The 13,978-nt window shown below is 69.2% G+C and carries 16 protein-coding genes; 10 read left to right on the forward strand and 6 right to left on the reverse strand.

Annotated elements, in window-relative coordinates; translation table 11 throughout:
- Window positions 1-124: 124 nt before the first annotated feature.
- The gene (locus ACWDX9_RS16370) at window positions 125-706 is read right to left on the reverse strand and encodes an ArsR/SmtB family transcription factor (RefSeq protein ID WP_350728303.1); all 582 of its coding nucleotides are present in this window, start codon (window positions 704-706) and stop codon (window positions 125-127) included.
- Window positions 707-1,028: 322 nt separating this feature from the next.
- Between ACWDX9_RS16370 and ACWDX9_RS16375 the strand changes: the two genes are divergently transcribed.
- From ACWDX9_RS16375 to eccB, 3 genes are all read left to right on the forward strand, one after another.
- Window positions 1,029-2,387 (forward strand): alpha/beta hydrolase family protein, encoded by a 1,359-nt coding sequence (locus tag ACWDX9_RS16375; protein WP_449954200.1) that lies wholly within the window; start codon window positions 1,029-1,031, stop codon window positions 2,385-2,387.
- Window positions 2,388-2,780: 393 nt separating this feature from the next.
- The gene (locus ACWDX9_RS16380) at window positions 2,781-3,008 is read left to right on the forward strand and encodes a hypothetical protein (protein ID WP_449954203.1); all 228 of its coding nucleotides are present in this window, start codon (window positions 2,781-2,783) and stop codon (window positions 3,006-3,008) included.
- A 42-nt stretch (window positions 3,009-3,050) separates the two neighbouring features.
- Window positions 3,051-4,466 (forward strand): type VII secretion protein EccB, encoded by a 1,416-nt coding sequence (gene eccB, locus ACWDX9_RS16385; protein ID WP_449954206.1) that lies wholly within the window; start codon window positions 3,051-3,053, stop codon window positions 4,464-4,466.
- 402 nt (window positions 4,467-4,868) lie between these two features.
- Here the strand turns inward: eccB and ACWDX9_RS16390 are convergent, their stop codons facing one another.
- Together ACWDX9_RS16390 and ACWDX9_RS16395 are read right to left on the reverse strand one after the other, a co-directional pair.
- Window positions 4,869-5,726 carry a hypothetical protein gene (locus ACWDX9_RS16390; protein ID WP_449954208.1) on the reverse strand — a complete coding sequence of 286 codons (858 nt, stop codon included), beginning with the start codon at window positions 5,724-5,726 and terminating at the stop codon, window positions 4,869-4,871.
- Between the two features lie 8 nt (window positions 5,727-5,734).
- The gene (locus ACWDX9_RS16395; protein WP_449954211.1) at window positions 5,735-6,814 is read right to left on the reverse strand and encodes a hypothetical protein; all 1,080 of its coding nucleotides are present in this window, start codon (window positions 6,812-6,814) and stop codon (window positions 5,735-5,737) included.
- A gap of 255 nt (window positions 6,815-7,069) precedes the next feature.
- On the opposite strand from ACWDX9_RS16395, the gene ACWDX9_RS16400 reads away from it, so the two are divergent.
- Genes ACWDX9_RS16400 through ACWDX9_RS16425 form a run of 6 tightly spaced genes read left to right on the forward strand, consistent with a single transcriptional unit; the run spans window position 7,070 to window position 11,348 of the window.
- Window positions 7,070-7,411, forward strand: coding sequence for a WXG100 family type VII secretion target (locus ACWDX9_RS16400; protein WP_192790122.1), 342 nt, complete (start codon window positions 7,070-7,072; stop codon window positions 7,409-7,411).
- A gap of 18 nt (window positions 7,412-7,429) precedes the next feature.
- Window positions 7,430-7,741: a WXG100 family type VII secretion target gene (locus ACWDX9_RS16405; protein WP_350731440.1), complete on the forward strand. Its 312-nt coding sequence runs from the start codon at window positions 7,430-7,432 to the stop codon at window positions 7,739-7,741.
- Between the two features lie 35 nt (window positions 7,742-7,776).
- Window positions 7,777-8,157: a hypothetical protein gene (locus ACWDX9_RS16410; protein WP_449954215.1), complete on the forward strand. Its 381-nt coding sequence runs from the start codon at window positions 7,777-7,779 to the stop codon at window positions 8,155-8,157.
- Complete coding sequence (locus ACWDX9_RS16415) at window positions 8,157-9,590, forward strand: hypothetical protein (protein WP_449954218.1); 1,434 nt, start codon at window positions 8,157-8,159, stop codon at window positions 9,588-9,590. Before ACWDX9_RS16410 ends, ACWDX9_RS16415 begins: the two co-directional genes overlap by 1 nt.
- Window positions 9,587-10,000: a hypothetical protein gene (locus ACWDX9_RS16420; protein ID WP_449894208.1), complete on the forward strand. Its 414-nt coding sequence runs from the start codon at window positions 9,587-9,589 to the stop codon at window positions 9,998-10,000. The genes ACWDX9_RS16415 and ACWDX9_RS16420 overlap by 4 nt, the downstream gene beginning before the upstream one ends.
- Before the next feature lie 22 nt (window positions 10,001-10,022).
- Complete coding sequence (locus tag ACWDX9_RS16425) at window positions 10,023-11,348, forward strand: hypothetical protein (protein WP_449954221.1); 1,326 nt, start codon at window positions 10,023-10,025, stop codon at window positions 11,346-11,348.
- Between the two features lie 45 nt (window positions 11,349-11,393).
- Here the strand turns inward: ACWDX9_RS16425 and ACWDX9_RS16430 are convergent, their stop codons facing one another.
- From ACWDX9_RS16430 to ACWDX9_RS16440, 3 genes are read right to left on the reverse strand one after another with little or no spacing between them, the layout of a single operon-like run.
- Window positions 11,394-11,834, reverse strand: coding sequence for a YbaB/EbfC family DNA-binding protein (locus ACWDX9_RS16430; protein ID WP_449954223.1), 441 nt, complete (start codon window positions 11,832-11,834; stop codon window positions 11,394-11,396).
- Between the two features lie 50 nt (window positions 11,835-11,884).
- Window positions 11,885-13,069: a hypothetical protein gene (locus tag ACWDX9_RS16435; protein WP_449954225.1), complete on the reverse strand. Its 1,185-nt coding sequence runs from the start codon at window positions 13,067-13,069 to the stop codon at window positions 11,885-11,887.
- Window positions 13,069-13,395, reverse strand: coding sequence for a hypothetical protein (locus ACWDX9_RS16440; RefSeq protein WP_350731426.1), 327 nt, complete (start codon window positions 13,393-13,395; stop codon window positions 13,069-13,071). The genes ACWDX9_RS16435 and ACWDX9_RS16440 overlap by 1 nt, the downstream gene beginning before the upstream one ends.
- Before the next feature lie 111 nt (window positions 13,396-13,506).
- Here ACWDX9_RS16440 and ACWDX9_RS16445 point away from each other — a divergent pair, with 111 nt between their 5' ends.
- Window positions 13,507-13,941, forward strand: a complete 435-nt coding sequence (locus ACWDX9_RS16445; protein ID WP_449954228.1) for a YbaB/EbfC family nucleoid-associated protein — start codon at window positions 13,507-13,509, stop codon at window positions 13,939-13,941.
- Window positions 13,942-13,978 lie beyond the last annotated feature (37 nt).

Below are 13,978 nucleotides of genomic sequence, written 5' to 3' on the forward strand. Positions count from 1 at the left end.
CGGCACTGCGGGGAGGCGTACCCGGATCCTCGACGCGCGGCACTGCGGGGGGTGCCCGGATCCTCGACGGGCGGCGCTGCGGGGGGCGTACCCGGACCCTCGCCAGGTGGGGCCGTGGGGTGTGTTAGGGCTCGTCGGCGGGGAGGGTGAAGAAGCGGACGTAGACGGGGCGAGCGTCCGGAGGGGCGTCCTCCGGCCGGTGGCTGTATTTGAGGAGCAGCGCGATGTACGCGTTGTAGAACTCGTTCAGCTCCTCCTTCGTCATGCGGGCCAGGCCCCTTGAGCCCCTTGCCCAGTCGGGGTCGGCGCGGTAGGCGGCCGGGAAGCGTTCCATGAGGGCGCGGTCCTCCTCGAACCCGACCCTCAGGAACTCGCCCAGGACCGCACGGTCCTCCGGGGCCAGTTGGTCGGGGTTGGGGAAGCGCATGTCCCTGGGGATCTCGGCGCGGCGCCACCAGCGTTCGCGGCCGGACGAGCGTTCGGGGATCTCCTCGATGAAGCCGTACTTCTCCAGCTGGCGCAGGTGGTAGCTCGTGGTGCCGGTCTTGGCGCCGAGCAGCTCACCCAACGTGGTGGAGGTGGCGGGGCCGTGGATGTTGAGGTGGGTCAGCATGCGGCGGCGCATGGGATGGGCCAGGGCCTTGAGCTTGTCCGGGTCGTCGAGGATGAACGGCTCGTGGTCGTTCTTCGTCTCGTCCTCCTTCATGAGGAGGAGGGTAGTCCTCCCGAACGATATCTGCAGACTTCTCTTTGCCGAGGTTTCTCTGCAGAGTATGTTCGGCGATATGCAAAAGATTCTTGCGGTCGTCGCCGCCACGCTTCTGGCGGCCGGACCCTCCGGTGGTTCTTCACTGCTCGGCACTTCCGTGGGACCCGCTGTGTCCAGCCCTCCTTCGGAACACTTAGCGGTCGGGCTCTCGGCCGAACACGTCGGCGGACAGGGCGTCCGGGAGCGGGGACTCGGGGCCGGGCAGCTCGGAGGTGGAGTCGGGGCGCGCTCCGGAGCCGGGCCCGATGGAGGGCTGGACGTGCCCGACGACCTGACGGCCGCCGAGGTGAGCTTCCGAGGGAGTGGTGGGCTGGTGCTGCACGGCAGCGTGATCAGTCCGGTGCAGGCGCGGAGCGGGCGGGCCGGGGTTGTGCTGGTGCACGGGGCGGGGACCGGGATGAAACGGAACAAGCTGCTGGGCGAGGCCGTGGCGTTCGCCCGCCAAGGGCTGTCGGTGCTGATCTACGACAAGCGTTCCGAGGGGTATTCGCTGTTCGAGAGGTCGTACTCGCAACTGGCCGACGACGCCCTGGGGGCCGTGCAGACGCTGCGGCGGCAACCGGGGGTCGATCCGGCGAAGGTCGGGATCTGGGGCCTCAGCGAGGGTGGATGGGTGGCGCCGCTGGCGGCGTCGCGGTCCAAGGACATCTCGTTCGTGATCGTGGTGGGCGCCAACGCGCTGCAGCCGCTACGGCAGCAGACCTGGGCGGTGGCGGCAGGGTTGCGGAAGGCGGGGGTGCACGGGTCGTTCGTCGATCGGGCCGAGCCCACGATGTACCGGGTGATCACGGACGCCGGGATGTTTCCCGAGCCCTACTACGATCCGGAACCGGTCATCGCGAGCCTGCGGCAGCCCGTGCTCGGGATCTGGGGCGTACACGACCTGCTGACGCCACCCCGGGAGACGCCGCCCATCTTCGCCAAGGCCTTGGAGAAGGGAGGAAACCGGCAGTACACGTTCCGGTTCTTCGCGGATGCCGATCACGCCGCTCATCGGACGCCTGATGGTGGGGTCACGCGGCTGCCCGAACTCGCTCCTGGTTATGCGGAACTGGTCGGCGGTTGGGTGGGAGAGGCGACCTCGGGGCGGGCGCCCGTGGCGCAGGTGACGGGGCCCGCGCCGGTCCAGGCGGACGACACCGTGGCGGTGCCGCCTGCCGAGTGGTGGGAGTCGGCGGGCGTTCAGGGCGCGGCGCTGGTGTTGTTCCTGGTCGCGTTCGGGGGGTATCCGGTGGTCGCCCTGGTACGCCGGATCCGGCGGCGCGGCGGGGGGTCGTCTGTCGGCAGGGCGGGGCAGGGTGAGACGGCGCCCGTCAAGGGGGCGTGGCTGGTGAGTGCAGGTGGGCTCGCGGTGGTCGTGGGCGCGTTCCTCTACCTGTTCTACTCGATCATGACTGGGGGGAAGCTGGCCTCGCCGGGGCCTCTGGTGGCGGAGCGGCCTCTCATCTGGCTGGCGCTCCAGGCTCTCGCGATCGCGACCGTCGTGGGCACCGTCTTGACCTTCGTACGGCGGCCGCGGTCCGCTCCGGTCGGCGAGAGGGTGCGGGTCGGGCTGCTGATGGCGGGCGGCGTCGTGTTCGTTCCGTGGGCGCTGTACTGGGGGCTGCTCCTCCCGTAGACGGTGGGACACCGGGGTGGGTGAGGACTGGGTGCGGCTTGGGCCGCGTGACCCGGCGTGCGAAGGGCGCGGGCAGGCGACCTGAGGCGCGGGAGGCGCGGCCGGCCGGGCGGCTCTGGTTCAAGAGTGGCGAGTCGGGTCGGGTCGGGTCGGGTCGGTGAGGCTGGAGGCAGCGGGCCGAGCGGTGGTACACGGGATCGGTCTGGGGCGACGCTGAAGGCGGGCTGAGCGAGCTGGGCGGTGGCGGCGCTGGGCGAGGGTGGCGGCGCTGGAAACCGTGAGGCGGGCGATGGTCGTAGGGCGCTGGGGCTGGCGGTGGGCGGGCTGAGGGTGGGTCGGAACCCTGGGGCGGACGGTGGCTGAGAGGGGTGGATGGGTTGGTGGGGTGAGTTGGTGGCGGGGTGGGAGTTGGTGGCGGGGTGGGAGTTGGTGGCGGGGTGGGAGTTGGTGGCGGGGTGGGAGTTGGTGGCGGCAGTGGTGATGGGTGGGAGTGGTGATGGGTGGGAGTTGGGGGTGGAGTGGGAGTTGGGGGTGGAGTGGGAGTTGGGGGTGGAGTGGGAGTTGGGGGTGGAGTGGGAGTTGGGGGTGGAGTGGGTGGGAATTGGGGCGGGTGGGGTTTGAGGCGTTTATGCTGATGCGCGGATTCTGACGCGGGGAGGCGCTGTGCAGACCAAGAAGGACCTCTATCAGGCGCACCGCTTGATGCAGCAGAGGCTTGGCATGGCGCTCCTGCAGGCCGAGCCCGACGTCCCCGAGTCCCCCATGCGCCGGCAGAACGTCGCCACGTTCGGCGGGATCCTGATCGGGGTCCTGGTGATGGCGGTGTTCGGGATCTGGGGGCTGGTGCGGCCCGGGAACGCGACCAAGCTGACCGACCCGGGGCAGTTGCTGGTCGAGGAGGAGAGCGGAGCCAAGTTCATCTACAGCCAGCAGCAGCGGCGGCTGCTGCCGGTGGCGAACTACGTGTCGGCCAGGCTCGTCCTGGACGCCGGGGAGATCACGACCCGGAGCGTGAGCGCCGCCTCGCTGGCCGGGTACGCCCGGGGGCCGCTGATCGGGATCTCCGGGGCGCCCGACTCGCTGCCCGACCGGAAGAAGCTGGTCAAGGCGCCGTGGTCGGTGTGCGTGGTGGAGGGGCCCGACAGCACGGGCGGGCGCAAGCCGTACACGACCCTTGTCGGGGGGACGGACCTCGGTGGGAGGCCCGTGGGTGGGGACGCGATGGTGGTCTCCGACGGGCAGCAGAACTGGGTGATCTGGGGCAATCGCCGCATGCGCGTCAACGAGCACGGCGTGCGGGCGCTCAACGCGCAGCCCAGGAAGGTGCCGGCGGCATGGCTGAACGCGCTGCCCGTCGGCCACGACTTCAGGGGCCCGAACGTGGCGAACCTCGGCAGGAAGGTACGGGCCAACGGGAAGGTCACGGCGGCGGTGGGGCAGGTGTTCGTGGTCCCGGCCATGCCGGGTACGGCCGCGCGGTGGTACGTGCTGCTCAACGACGGCCTGGCGCCCATCTCCCCCGTCCAGGCCAGGCTGCTGCTGGAGGACCCGAACATCAAGAAGGCGTACGGCAACCGGGTGGCGCGGGAGATCCAGATCGACGCGGCCTCGGCCAACGCCTCGCCCTCGCGCCAGAACGTCATGGACCCCACCCTGCCGACGACCATGCCCAAGGCGATCAACGTGTCCGGGACGACGCCGCTCTGCTCGGTGTATCCGAACACGGCGGCCGGCTCGGTCGTGGCCAAGGTGACGGTCGGCAGCAGGGTCACGATTCCGACGCCGTCGAGCTCAGGCGTACAGGACCGCTTCGACCAGGTGCTGCTTCCGCCGGGCAGCGCCGTGGTGGCCGGGGTGCTGCCCGGCGAGGGCCAGCTCGGCGCGGTGACGGGCACGCTGGCGCTGATCAGTGACCAGGGGGTGCGCTATCCGGTCCCGTCGGCTGACGTGCTGGCGAAGCTCGGGTACGACACCGCGGACATCGCGCCCGTGCCGACGAACATCATGCACGCGATTCCGCAGGGGCCGGCGCTGGATCCAGCTGCGGCCATGGTGCCCCAAACCGTTGGCAGCCGGTAGGTCCCTCGGGGGTGGGTTCGGTCCCGGGGTCGGTCCCGGGGTCGGTCCCGGGGTCGGTTCGGTCCCGGCGTTGCGTCCCGGGGTCGGTTCGGTCCCGGGGATGGGTTCGGTCCCGGGGATGGGTTCGGTCCCGGGGATGGGTTCGGTCCCGGGGATGGGTTCGGTCCCGGGGATGGGTTCGGGAGTGTTCGGGGCCGGGGATGGGAGTGTTCGGGTTCGGGAGCGAGTTCGAGTCTGCGTCTGCGTCTGGGCCCGCGTGCATGCGCCTCGCCGAGGAGCGGGCCGGGTCGGCACGGTGGGCATAGCCGGTTTCCCGGCGGCACGGTAACGCGCAGCCGGGCTCCCGGCAGCTCGGCAGGGGTGGGGCCGGGCTCCCGGCGAGGCGGCAGGGGTGGGGCCGGGTTAGAAGCCGAACTCCGGAATCATCGAGTCGTCCACGTTGGGCATCTGCGGTGTCGGGTTCTTGACGATGTCCGCCTTGCTGGGGTCCCAGATGGCGCTGGCGTTCACCAGGTTAGGCGCGCCGGTGGACGGCATGGCCTTCAGGAACGGAAGGTCCTTGGTGAACTGGTTGAACGCCGTCCCCGCGAGCCCCAGGTAGAGGGTGACCTTCATGACGAGCTTCCAGTGGTTCTTGAAGACCGTCTGCAGGCACTTGTAGATGCTCATCACCCCGCGGATGATCGCCGCCTCCCACGCCTGCCCCCCTGGGATGAAACGTACGGCGAGCACGATCCCCGCCATCACCGTCAGGATGCCGGCGATGACGTCGCACAGCACCGCCACGACGTGGAACGCGGTGGCCGAGCACTTGAGCGTCTCCCCGCAGGCGACGCGGTTGTTGTCGAGCTTGTCCAGCTGCGCGTCGAGCTCGTTGACCTTCTGCACGAACGACGCGTAACCCCGGCCGGCCCAGTCGCTGTTGTCGCCGATCTCCTTGGCCATCCGCTTCAGCTCGCCGCGCAGGTAGGCGAGGTCGCTGGCGCCCCCCGAGTTCCCGGGCGGGGCCAGGAGCGGGGTCTGCTGCGCGGGCTTCGCACCCGCCGCCATCGGCGGGTGCCAGTCCTTGTTGTCGGCCTGCCCGATGTTGACCGGCGTCTTGTCGTTCCACTGGTCCGCCGCCCGGGCCTGCTCGGCGGGGTCCGCGATCACCAGGCTCATGAGCCCGAGGATGGGCGCCGCGTACGGCATGACGATCGTCGCCGCCGCAGTGGCCGCCCAGGCACTGCGGAACATCCAGACATCCGCTTCGTAAGCCACCTGCTCGCCTATTCCTCCCTGCCGAGCACCGCCGGCGTGATGTCCTCGTCCGTCTCCCAGACCGACTCTTCCTCGCCGAGGTGGGGACCGCGCTCGCGGTCCTTCTCCTCCTGGCCGGCTCCGCCGCCCATCCCGGGCGTCATGGGGTAGAGCGGCGTCCCGCTGTTCAGTGCGCGGGCGATGCTTCCCGGCGCGCCCGCGCTCGTACCTGGCGTGCCGCCGCCGGCGGTGTATCCCACCCCGCTGTCCGGCACGCCGACCGAGGTGCGCGGCACGGAGGCGCGCGGGTCGTAGCCGGGGGTGCTGGGGACCTGCGGCGTGGTCGAGGTCGGCACGCTGGGGTTGAGACCTTCCAGGTTGGTCTTGGGCGTCTGGTTGAGGGCGCTCAGGTCGGGCTGCTTGACGTCCGGCTGCTTGATGTCGGGCTGGTCAATGTTCGGCTGGTCGATCTTGGGCTGATCGATCTTCGGCTGGTCGATGTTGGACCCCGGGATGTCCGGCTTCGGGATGTCGGACCCGGGGATGTCTGGCTTCGGGATGTCGGACCCAGGGATGTCCGGCTTCGGGATATCGGACCCGGGGATGTCCGGCTTCGGGATGTCCGTCGAGGGCTTGTCGATCTTCAGGTCGTCGGGGTTGACGCCCTTGGGCAGGCCGCCCTTGGGCAGGCCACCGCCGCCCAGCGGGCCCAGCTTGCCGGGGTCGCCGGGGCCTTTCTTACTGGCCTTGCTGGCCTCCTCGGCGTCCTTGCCGTTGGCGGCCGCGTCGCCGATCGCCTGCTTCCACGAGTCCAGCACTTCCTTGGCCTGTTTCAGCGCCTCGACGGCGTTGTCGCGGACCGAACGATGCGCCACGTTGAGCCCGCCGCCGATCACGCCGAAGGTGAACTGGTGCATGTCGATGGCGCCGGTCTTCTGACTCATCGAGGTCAGGTCGTCGCCGTAGCTGCCCACGTTCTTCCCCAGCGTGTTGACGCTGGAGTACTTCATCGAGAAGTCGGGATCCTTGGTACGTGGGTCGACGGCGCCGCCGCCGAGCCCGCCGAGCCCGCTCAGGGCGCTCGAGTAGGGATTGCTGTCCTCGGCCACGTGCCCCCCTTGTCACGATCGGCCCATACGTTACGCCAGCCCCACATGTGCCGTACAGACAGATACGGCCTGTTACCACTCACCAGGACCAAGGGCCTAAATGCCTACATTCTGTCAATACACCCACCATCCGCCTCGAAGATATGGAAAATTAACGTGATCACATGCGACGCTAGTGATGGATGTTCACTAATGTGACCAAACGGGCCGACTCCAGTAGTCGGCTGGAGTCAGCCGACCAGCAAGGGAGGGACTGTGGGGGCACAACCACAGGCTCAAGTAAGTGAAGCCGACCTCATCGCCGCTGTCACCCGCATCGAGGACGCCGCCGAGCGCCTGCGCGGCATCCAGCAGCAGCTCGACCAGGCCGGCATCAGCCTCAAGGCTCACTGGCTGGGCCAGTCGGAGGCCGCGTTCGACGCCGTCCACAAGAAGTGGCACGAGCGGATGGACGTCATCCTGGGCAGCCTGCGCCGCCTGGCGGAGAACATCGGCACGAGCAACAAGAACTACCAGGCGTTCAACCAGGAGCGGACCGAGGCGATGAACCAGATCGCCAACATGATCAACGTTCAGTTCGACTCGCGTCTCAGCTAGCAGCAAGGGGAGGCCGCGATGCCCGCGGAAGACATCTTCGACGTTACAAAGGTCAACTACTCCGGCCTCAGCCAGGGTGAGACCGACTTCGCCAAGGCGTTCAACGACATGGTCACCGAGCTGGACAATCTGGAGCGGGACCTGCTGGCCAAGAGCGCGATCTGGCAGGGCGAGGCCAAGACCGTCTTCGACGAGGTCAGGCAGCTCTGGGAGCGCGAGGCCAACGACATGTCGCAGTTCATCGACCTGATGAAGAAGAACATCAACGTCACGAACATGAACATGCAGCAGGTCGACAGGATCAACTCCCAGATCTTCGACGGCAAGTAAGGCGTAGCGCGGGGGCCGACTCCAGAGGGGGGAACATGGGCAGCGACAACGGCGGGGTTGAGCTCAGCCGGAGAGCGATCAAGGCGGCCAAGGCGGACCTGGAAGAGGCCCTCGCCATGCTGGACCCCGGCCACGAGGCCGGCAAGACGGGCGGCGGCGGCACCGTGCAGGCCATCTTCACGGGCTCCGGTCCCGTCGAGCAGTTGAGCGGCGACTACGACGCCCTGGGCGGGTTCTGGCCGGCGGCCATGGGCTTCCGTCAGAGCACCACCAACGCCATCACCACCGTCACCAGCACCTACTCGAACATCACCGGCCAGGTGGCGAACGTCATCGGCCTGCTCGACCAGGCGTTGCAGAACTACGACGGCGCCGAGGTGGACAGCGAGGGCCGGTCGAAGGCGATGCAGGTCTGATGGCGGAGTACCAGGCGGCTATCAGGGGCCAGATCGGCAGCATCGAGTTCGAGGGTGCGACGCTGGATCTGCTCCGCGACACGCTGGCCAAGAACAAGCCCCAGCTCATCGGCCAGGCCGCGGCCGAGTTCCTCGAAGGCAAGGCACGGCTCGACCATCTCGTCGACGTGATCGACAAGCATCTGCGGGAGCTGGACAAGTCCTGGACCGCGGGCGAGGACGCCAAGACCGTCAAGAAGCAGCTGCGCAGGCTGCGGGAGGCGGCGGCGGACATCTCGACCACGATCAGCGACCAGCCCGTGGATGCGAAGAACCCCCCGAAGAACCCGCACGGTGTCGCCCCCGCGCTCATCGTCCACGCCCGGACGTTGTCGGCGGCCAAGGGAGACGTGCCCGACAACCCCGGCAGCGACATCGACTTCGGAGAGGCCGCCGTCACGGGCGGCGTGGCCGGGGCCGCCATCGGCTCCTTCTTCGGCGGGGTGGGAGCCGTGCCGGGTGTGGTGATCGGCGCGGGCGTGGGCGTGCTCGTCGGCGGCATCACCCGCTTCATCAGCGACCTTCCCTTCGCCAACCTCTGGGGCGACTCCAAGGAGGAGAAGGACAGGAAGAAGGCCGCCGAGGCCATCAAGCTGCTGAGCCAGGACACCAAGCTCAACAACGACGTGTTCCCCGCCGAGCTCAAGACCGACATCCCGCAGTTCATGGCGCTCTCGCCGAACGTTCCCACCGGCCCGTTCGGCGGGAAGACCGGGATCGGCGGCAACATCCCGGCCGGCCTCAATCAGGGGTACGACCCGACGGCCGGCCTCGACGGCATGAACCAGGACGGCATGCAGGACCCCAACCGGCACCAGATCCCGGGCATCGACACCACGAACAACCCGACGAGCACGTTTCCCAACGGCACGGTCGGGACCGTGGGCTCGGGAATCGGGAACGGCCAGAACGGGATCGGCGGCAACGGCCAGAACGGCGCCGGCAACATCCCCGGCCTGACCGACCCCTCCAACGCCCTGAACGCGAACGCCAACGTGAACCCGAACCTGAACGGCTCCCAGGGCCCGAATGCCGGGGGTCCGACGACGACCCTGGCCGGGATGCCCGATCCGTCCGTGTCCGGACCGTCCACCAGCCTGCCCACCACGGGCATCGGCAGCCCGTACGGCTCCACCACGGGAGGAAGCAGCTTCGGCGGCGGGGGTGCGAGCGCGGGCAACGCTGTGAGCGCGGCCGGCCTGCGCGGCCTGGGCGGCGGCTCCTCCATGATCCCGGCGGTCCCGGTGTCCGGGTCCGCCGCCCGGGGCAGCGGCGGCCAGGAGCAGCAGGAGATCGTGCGGACCACGTACCTCCTGGAGGACGAGGACCTCTTCAGAAGCGACGTGACGACGACCAACCACACCATCAAGGGTGACTCGAAAGGCAAGGCGTGAGCGTTCCGAAGGACAACGACTCGCCGACCCCGGGACTGGAGCTCGCCAAGGACTTCCCAGGGCTCAGCGGGAACGGCGGCGGGCAGTACGCGGATCACGAGGGGATCAGGGACGTCGTCTCGCGGCTGCGCAAGAACCTGGGCTCCGTGCACGGCAACCCGCAGCCGTCGATGAGCGCCACGTGGAGCGGCCCCGGCACGATCGGCGAGGTGCAAGGGCTGGGCAACGTCGGATCGGAGGCCACCGGCAAGTGGGAGGTGGCCAGCAACTTCGGCGCCAACTTCGAGTCGGCGTACAAGGTGTTCGGCGAGAGCTACAGCCAGCTCATCGACTATGTCGAGAAGTGGGCCGAGGCGGTCGAACGGGCCGTCTCCAACTACGAAAAAGGGCAGCGGGACAGCAGTGCGTGAGATATCTGCAGGGATGGCGTAGATGGGCGAAGAGTGGAAGCCGATCAGGCTCTATGACTACCTCGGCAACAGCAAGCCGGGCATCTTCGTCACCAGGGCCCAGATCGTCGCCTACCTGAAGGACACCCAGCCGGACCGCATCGAGAGCGCCGGCAACAGCTACGTCAAGGCGGCCGGTCTGGTCCACGGCAAGAGCGGGCTCGAGGGCACGCTCCTGAAGGCCGCTGAGGAGCTCGCGGAGGTCTGGCGCGGCGAAGGGGCCACGACGGCGCTGGAGGCGCTGCGGCTGCTGCACGCGAGCGCCGCGGCGCTCGGCGACGCCATGGAGAAGACCGGCAAGCCGATGGTCGAGTACGCCCAGCAGCTCAGGACGTCCAAGACGACCATGCCCGGGCCCACCGCCCTCAGCACCACGACCAACGTCGACAACGAGCCGACGACGAACTTCAACCCGCAGTTGGGGACCGCCGGGTATCTGGTGGACTCGGCCGCCCGGGCGCATCTGGAGCAGCTGAACAACAAGATCAACGAGCTGAACGCGCAGCTGGCCGACGGCCTGGCGTTCAAGCTGCCCGAGATCCAGCCCATGGTGGTGGAGACCCAGAAGCAGCAGCCCCTCGACCCCGGCAGCGGCACGAAGACGCCGTCGGGCGAGACGAGGTACTGGACAGGCGACGGCTCGAAGGGCTCGTCCGGCTCCGACGGCAGCAGCACCGGCGGCGGCCGTGACGGCTCCGACGGCACCGACGGCAAGGGCGACCAGAACCCCGGCAAGGACCAGGACCCGGGCCGCGACGATCCGGGCCAGGACCCGGGCAAGGGTCAGGACGACCCGTCCACGGGAACCCAGGACCCCAATAACCCCCAGCAGCCGGGCAACGGCCCGGGCACCGGCGGCTCGCCGCAGAAGCCCGGGGACCAGGACCAGAGCGTGCCTCCGGTGATCGGCGCAGACCAGCCGAAGACCCAGCTCGCCGACGCCGGAAACCCGAACTTCCCCACCACCACGACGACGCCGCAGACCACCGGTTACCCGCAGCAGTCCACGCCCACCGTGCTCACCAACCCCACCACGCAGGTGCCGACGAGCACCCCGTTCTCCCCGGTTCCGGGGCAGAGCGGCGGCGGCCCGAGCACCTGGTACGGCGCGGGCGGTTCGGCGTCGGGGGCCGCTCCGTCGGTGCTCCGCGGCGGGCCGGGGGCCTCGGGGACGGGGCTCATGGCGTACCCGCCGGGCGGCATGGGCGCGGGCGGCGACCAGAGCAGCGAGCGCAACCGCGAGATCTACGACCCCGAAGGGGACATCTGGTCCTCCGCGCACCAGGCCGGCCCCGACCGCATCGGGTGACATAAAACAATAAAGCCCGGCTCACGCCACGTGAGCCGGGCTTTTTCAGCCCTCCATGCGCTGCCGGATCCTGTCCAGCTCTCCCATGAGGTCCTCGTACGTGCGGTTGTAGGCCGCCTCGGCCTGCCGTACCAGCTCCAGGCCACCCTCGGGGTTCTGGGCGAAGCGCATGGGGTTGTTCTCCTCGCCGAAGACGTTGCCCATCTCCTCCGAGATCCGCCGCTGCAGGTCGGCGTTGGCCTCCCCGATGACGACCTTGATGCGCTCGGCCAGGTCGGCCGAGTTGAGGCGCATGGCCTTGGGGTGCAGGACGAGCTCCTTGAGCCCCGTGCTGCCGCACTCGGCCATGACGAACCCGTCCTCGTCCTGGGCGTGGCCCGTCAGGTCCTGCAGGACCTGCTGGAACTCGCCGGCCCGCGCCATCTGCTGGTCGGCGTTCCGGAGGATCCGGTCGATGTCCAGCGCGCCGAATTCCCGCTCGATCATCCCTCATACCCCACAAGACACAGAAGCCGCTTTTCTCACCACCCTATCCATCAGGGCTTGGAGATCTCCCGTTTCGGCTCGATCCAGTCGAAGTCCTGGTAGCGCGGGGGCAGTCCGTTCTTCTTGGCGGGCTCCGAGAAGGAGGGGTACTTCTTGGCGTCGATCTCGATCGACTTGAAGTTGACCGCGGCCTCGCCGGCCGGCGTGATGTAGTTCCACTGGTGGTTCCGCTTCACCATGGTCGACAGCACCTCGCCGCCCTCCTTCAGGGTGCTGGCCAGCGAGGTGGCCAGGAACAGCGTGGCGATGTTGACCTCGGCCGTGATGTATTTCTCCATCAGCACCCCCCACACCGAGCTCTGCGGCACCCGCTGCAGCGCCTTGGCGGCGATGAGCAGGCCGAGCGCGGCGGCCGACGTGCGCAGGACCCAGGTCCAGAAGCTCCGGTAGGCCGCGGCGACCTCGTCGAGCGAGCTGCCTCCCGTGTTCAGGACGTTGCGCAGCACCTCGGACTCGCGCTGGAAGGTCCACAGCACCCGGTCGAACTCGTCGCGGTCCATCGCGATCCAGCCGTCCTTGGCCGTGTCGCGCAGTTGCGGGAGCAGGTTCTTCATACCGCCGTCGAGCCGCTGGGCCATGCCGCTCTGCCAGACGCTGACCGCCTGGGCCATGCCCGGCTCGTTGGCGAGCATCCCGCCGCAGATGGCGATGGCGGGAGCCAGGCCCAGGGCGAGCTTGCCCGCCCTTTTCAGCATGTTGAGCGCCTTCTCCCCCAGCGACGGCAAGGACGAGCGGGCCGCGTTCATCTCCGGGGCCGGACCGAACCTCCCTGCGCCCAGGTTCGCGCGCTGGGCGCCGTTGGCGGCGTAGCTCTGGGGGGTGTGGGTGACGGGCTGATTCGCCGGAGGGTAGGCGTAGGGGTTGCCGGGAACGGGCCTGGGAGCCGGCTGGTACGGGCGCGGGCTGGTGGGCGTCGTGGAGTAGGGATTCGGGGTGGCGTACGGGTTGGAGTAGGGATTGGCGGGCACCGGCTGGCCCGGCGCCGGGGGCCTGGTGTGCGCCCAGGGATCCGGGGCGGCCGGCTGCGGCGGCGTGGCCGCCCGCGCCATGGGGTCCGGGGCGCCCGGCTGGGCCGGCGCGGCGTAGGGATTGCCAGGAGGCGCCTGGGTGGCCGGCGGGGTCTGGGTGTGCGCCCAGGGGTCCGGGGCGCCGCCCCAGGGATCTGGCGTGCCCATCAGCCGCGGTACCTCACGATGCTGGCCTCCTCGGCCGCGCGCCAGTTGCGCCTGGCCCGTTCGAGGGCGTCCGACCAGCTCTCCACGGCGTCTTCCATTTCGGTGAACGTGGTGTCCGCCCAGCGGCGGAACTCCTCGTACGCGCCGCCGATCATCACGCCGCCGATCGCCCCGAAGCCGAGCCCGCCCACGGCCGTGTACGACATGAGCCCGTGGATGAACTCCACGTTCGGATGCAGCTCCTCGTCGACGCGCTTTCGCGTGTGCGCGATGGTGGAGGAGGTGACGTAGATCTCTTGCCCCGTTTTACCCTGTTGTTGCCCCACAAATCGGCATTCTTATTCACATATCGCTACGAAGTGGCACACTTGCCTCGATCTTCATGATCGATTCAGCGGCTCGCCAGCCTGTGATCGCCTCCAGTTAACCCGGCGCCGATGGCGTGGCGTGTCATGGACTACACCGACGACGACGTGGACAAACTCCTGCGGGACAACGAGCGCGAGCTCTTGCGCCTGGCCGCGGCCGCCGCCGAGCTGCAGCTGATCACCGGCAAGGGAGAGAGCCGCAGCGGCCTGACCACCGCGGTCGTAGACGCCGACGGCCGGCTCCAGAGCGTGGTCTTCTCGCCGCGCGTGCTGCGGCTGGACGTCAGGACCCTGGCGGAGGAGGTCGTCCAGGCGGTGCGCCAGGCGCAGGAGGACCAGGGGCGCCAGGCCCAGGAGCTGCTGGCCGTGCCGCAGTCGCAGATCATCGGGCTGGAGGAGATCCAGCGGCAGTTCGCCGAGTTCCAGGACATGTTCGGCGCGGAGACGGCCGAGCGGAACGACCGGCTCCGGCGACTCGGCGAGCAGGACCCCCGCGACATCTGACCCGCCGGGCCGCCTCGGCGGGCCGTCCGAGGCGGCC

The sequence above is a fragment of the Nonomuraea sp. NPDC003201 genome, assembly GCF_053590415.1.

What these genes read in the sequence shown, in the direction of transcription:
- ACWDX9_RS16370 (WP_350728303.1), bottom strand. Translation starts at nt 706, where the DNA reads ATGAAGGAGGACGAGACGAAGAACGACCACGAGCCGTTCATCCTCGAC.
- ACWDX9_RS16405 (WP_350731440.1), top strand. Translation starts at nt 7,430, where the DNA reads ATGCCCGCGGAAGACATCTTCGACGTTACAAAGGTCAACTACTCCGGC.
- ACWDX9_RS16410 (WP_449954215.1), top strand. Translation starts at nt 7,777, where the DNA reads ATGGGCAGCGACAACGGCGGGGTTGAGCTCAGCCGGAGAGCGATCAAG.
- ACWDX9_RS16415 (WP_449954218.1), top strand. Translation starts at nt 8,157, where the DNA reads ATGGCGGAGTACCAGGCGGCTATCAGGGGCCAGATCGGCAGCATCGAG.
- ACWDX9_RS16425 (WP_449954221.1), top strand. Translation starts at nt 10,023, where the DNA reads ATGGGCGAAGAGTGGAAGCCGATCAGGCTCTATGACTACCTCGGCAAC.
- ACWDX9_RS16430 (WP_449954223.1), bottom strand. Translation starts at nt 11,834, where the DNA reads ATGATCGAGCGGGAATTCGGCGCGCTGGACATCGACCGGATCCTCCGG.
- ACWDX9_RS16435 (WP_449954225.1), bottom strand. Translation starts at nt 13,069, where the DNA reads ATGGGCACGCCAGATCCCTGGGGCGGCGCCCCGGACCCCTGGGCGCAC.
- ACWDX9_RS16445 (WP_449954228.1), top strand. Translation starts at nt 13,507, where the DNA reads ATGGCGTGGCGTGTCATGGACTACACCGACGACGACGTGGACAAACTC.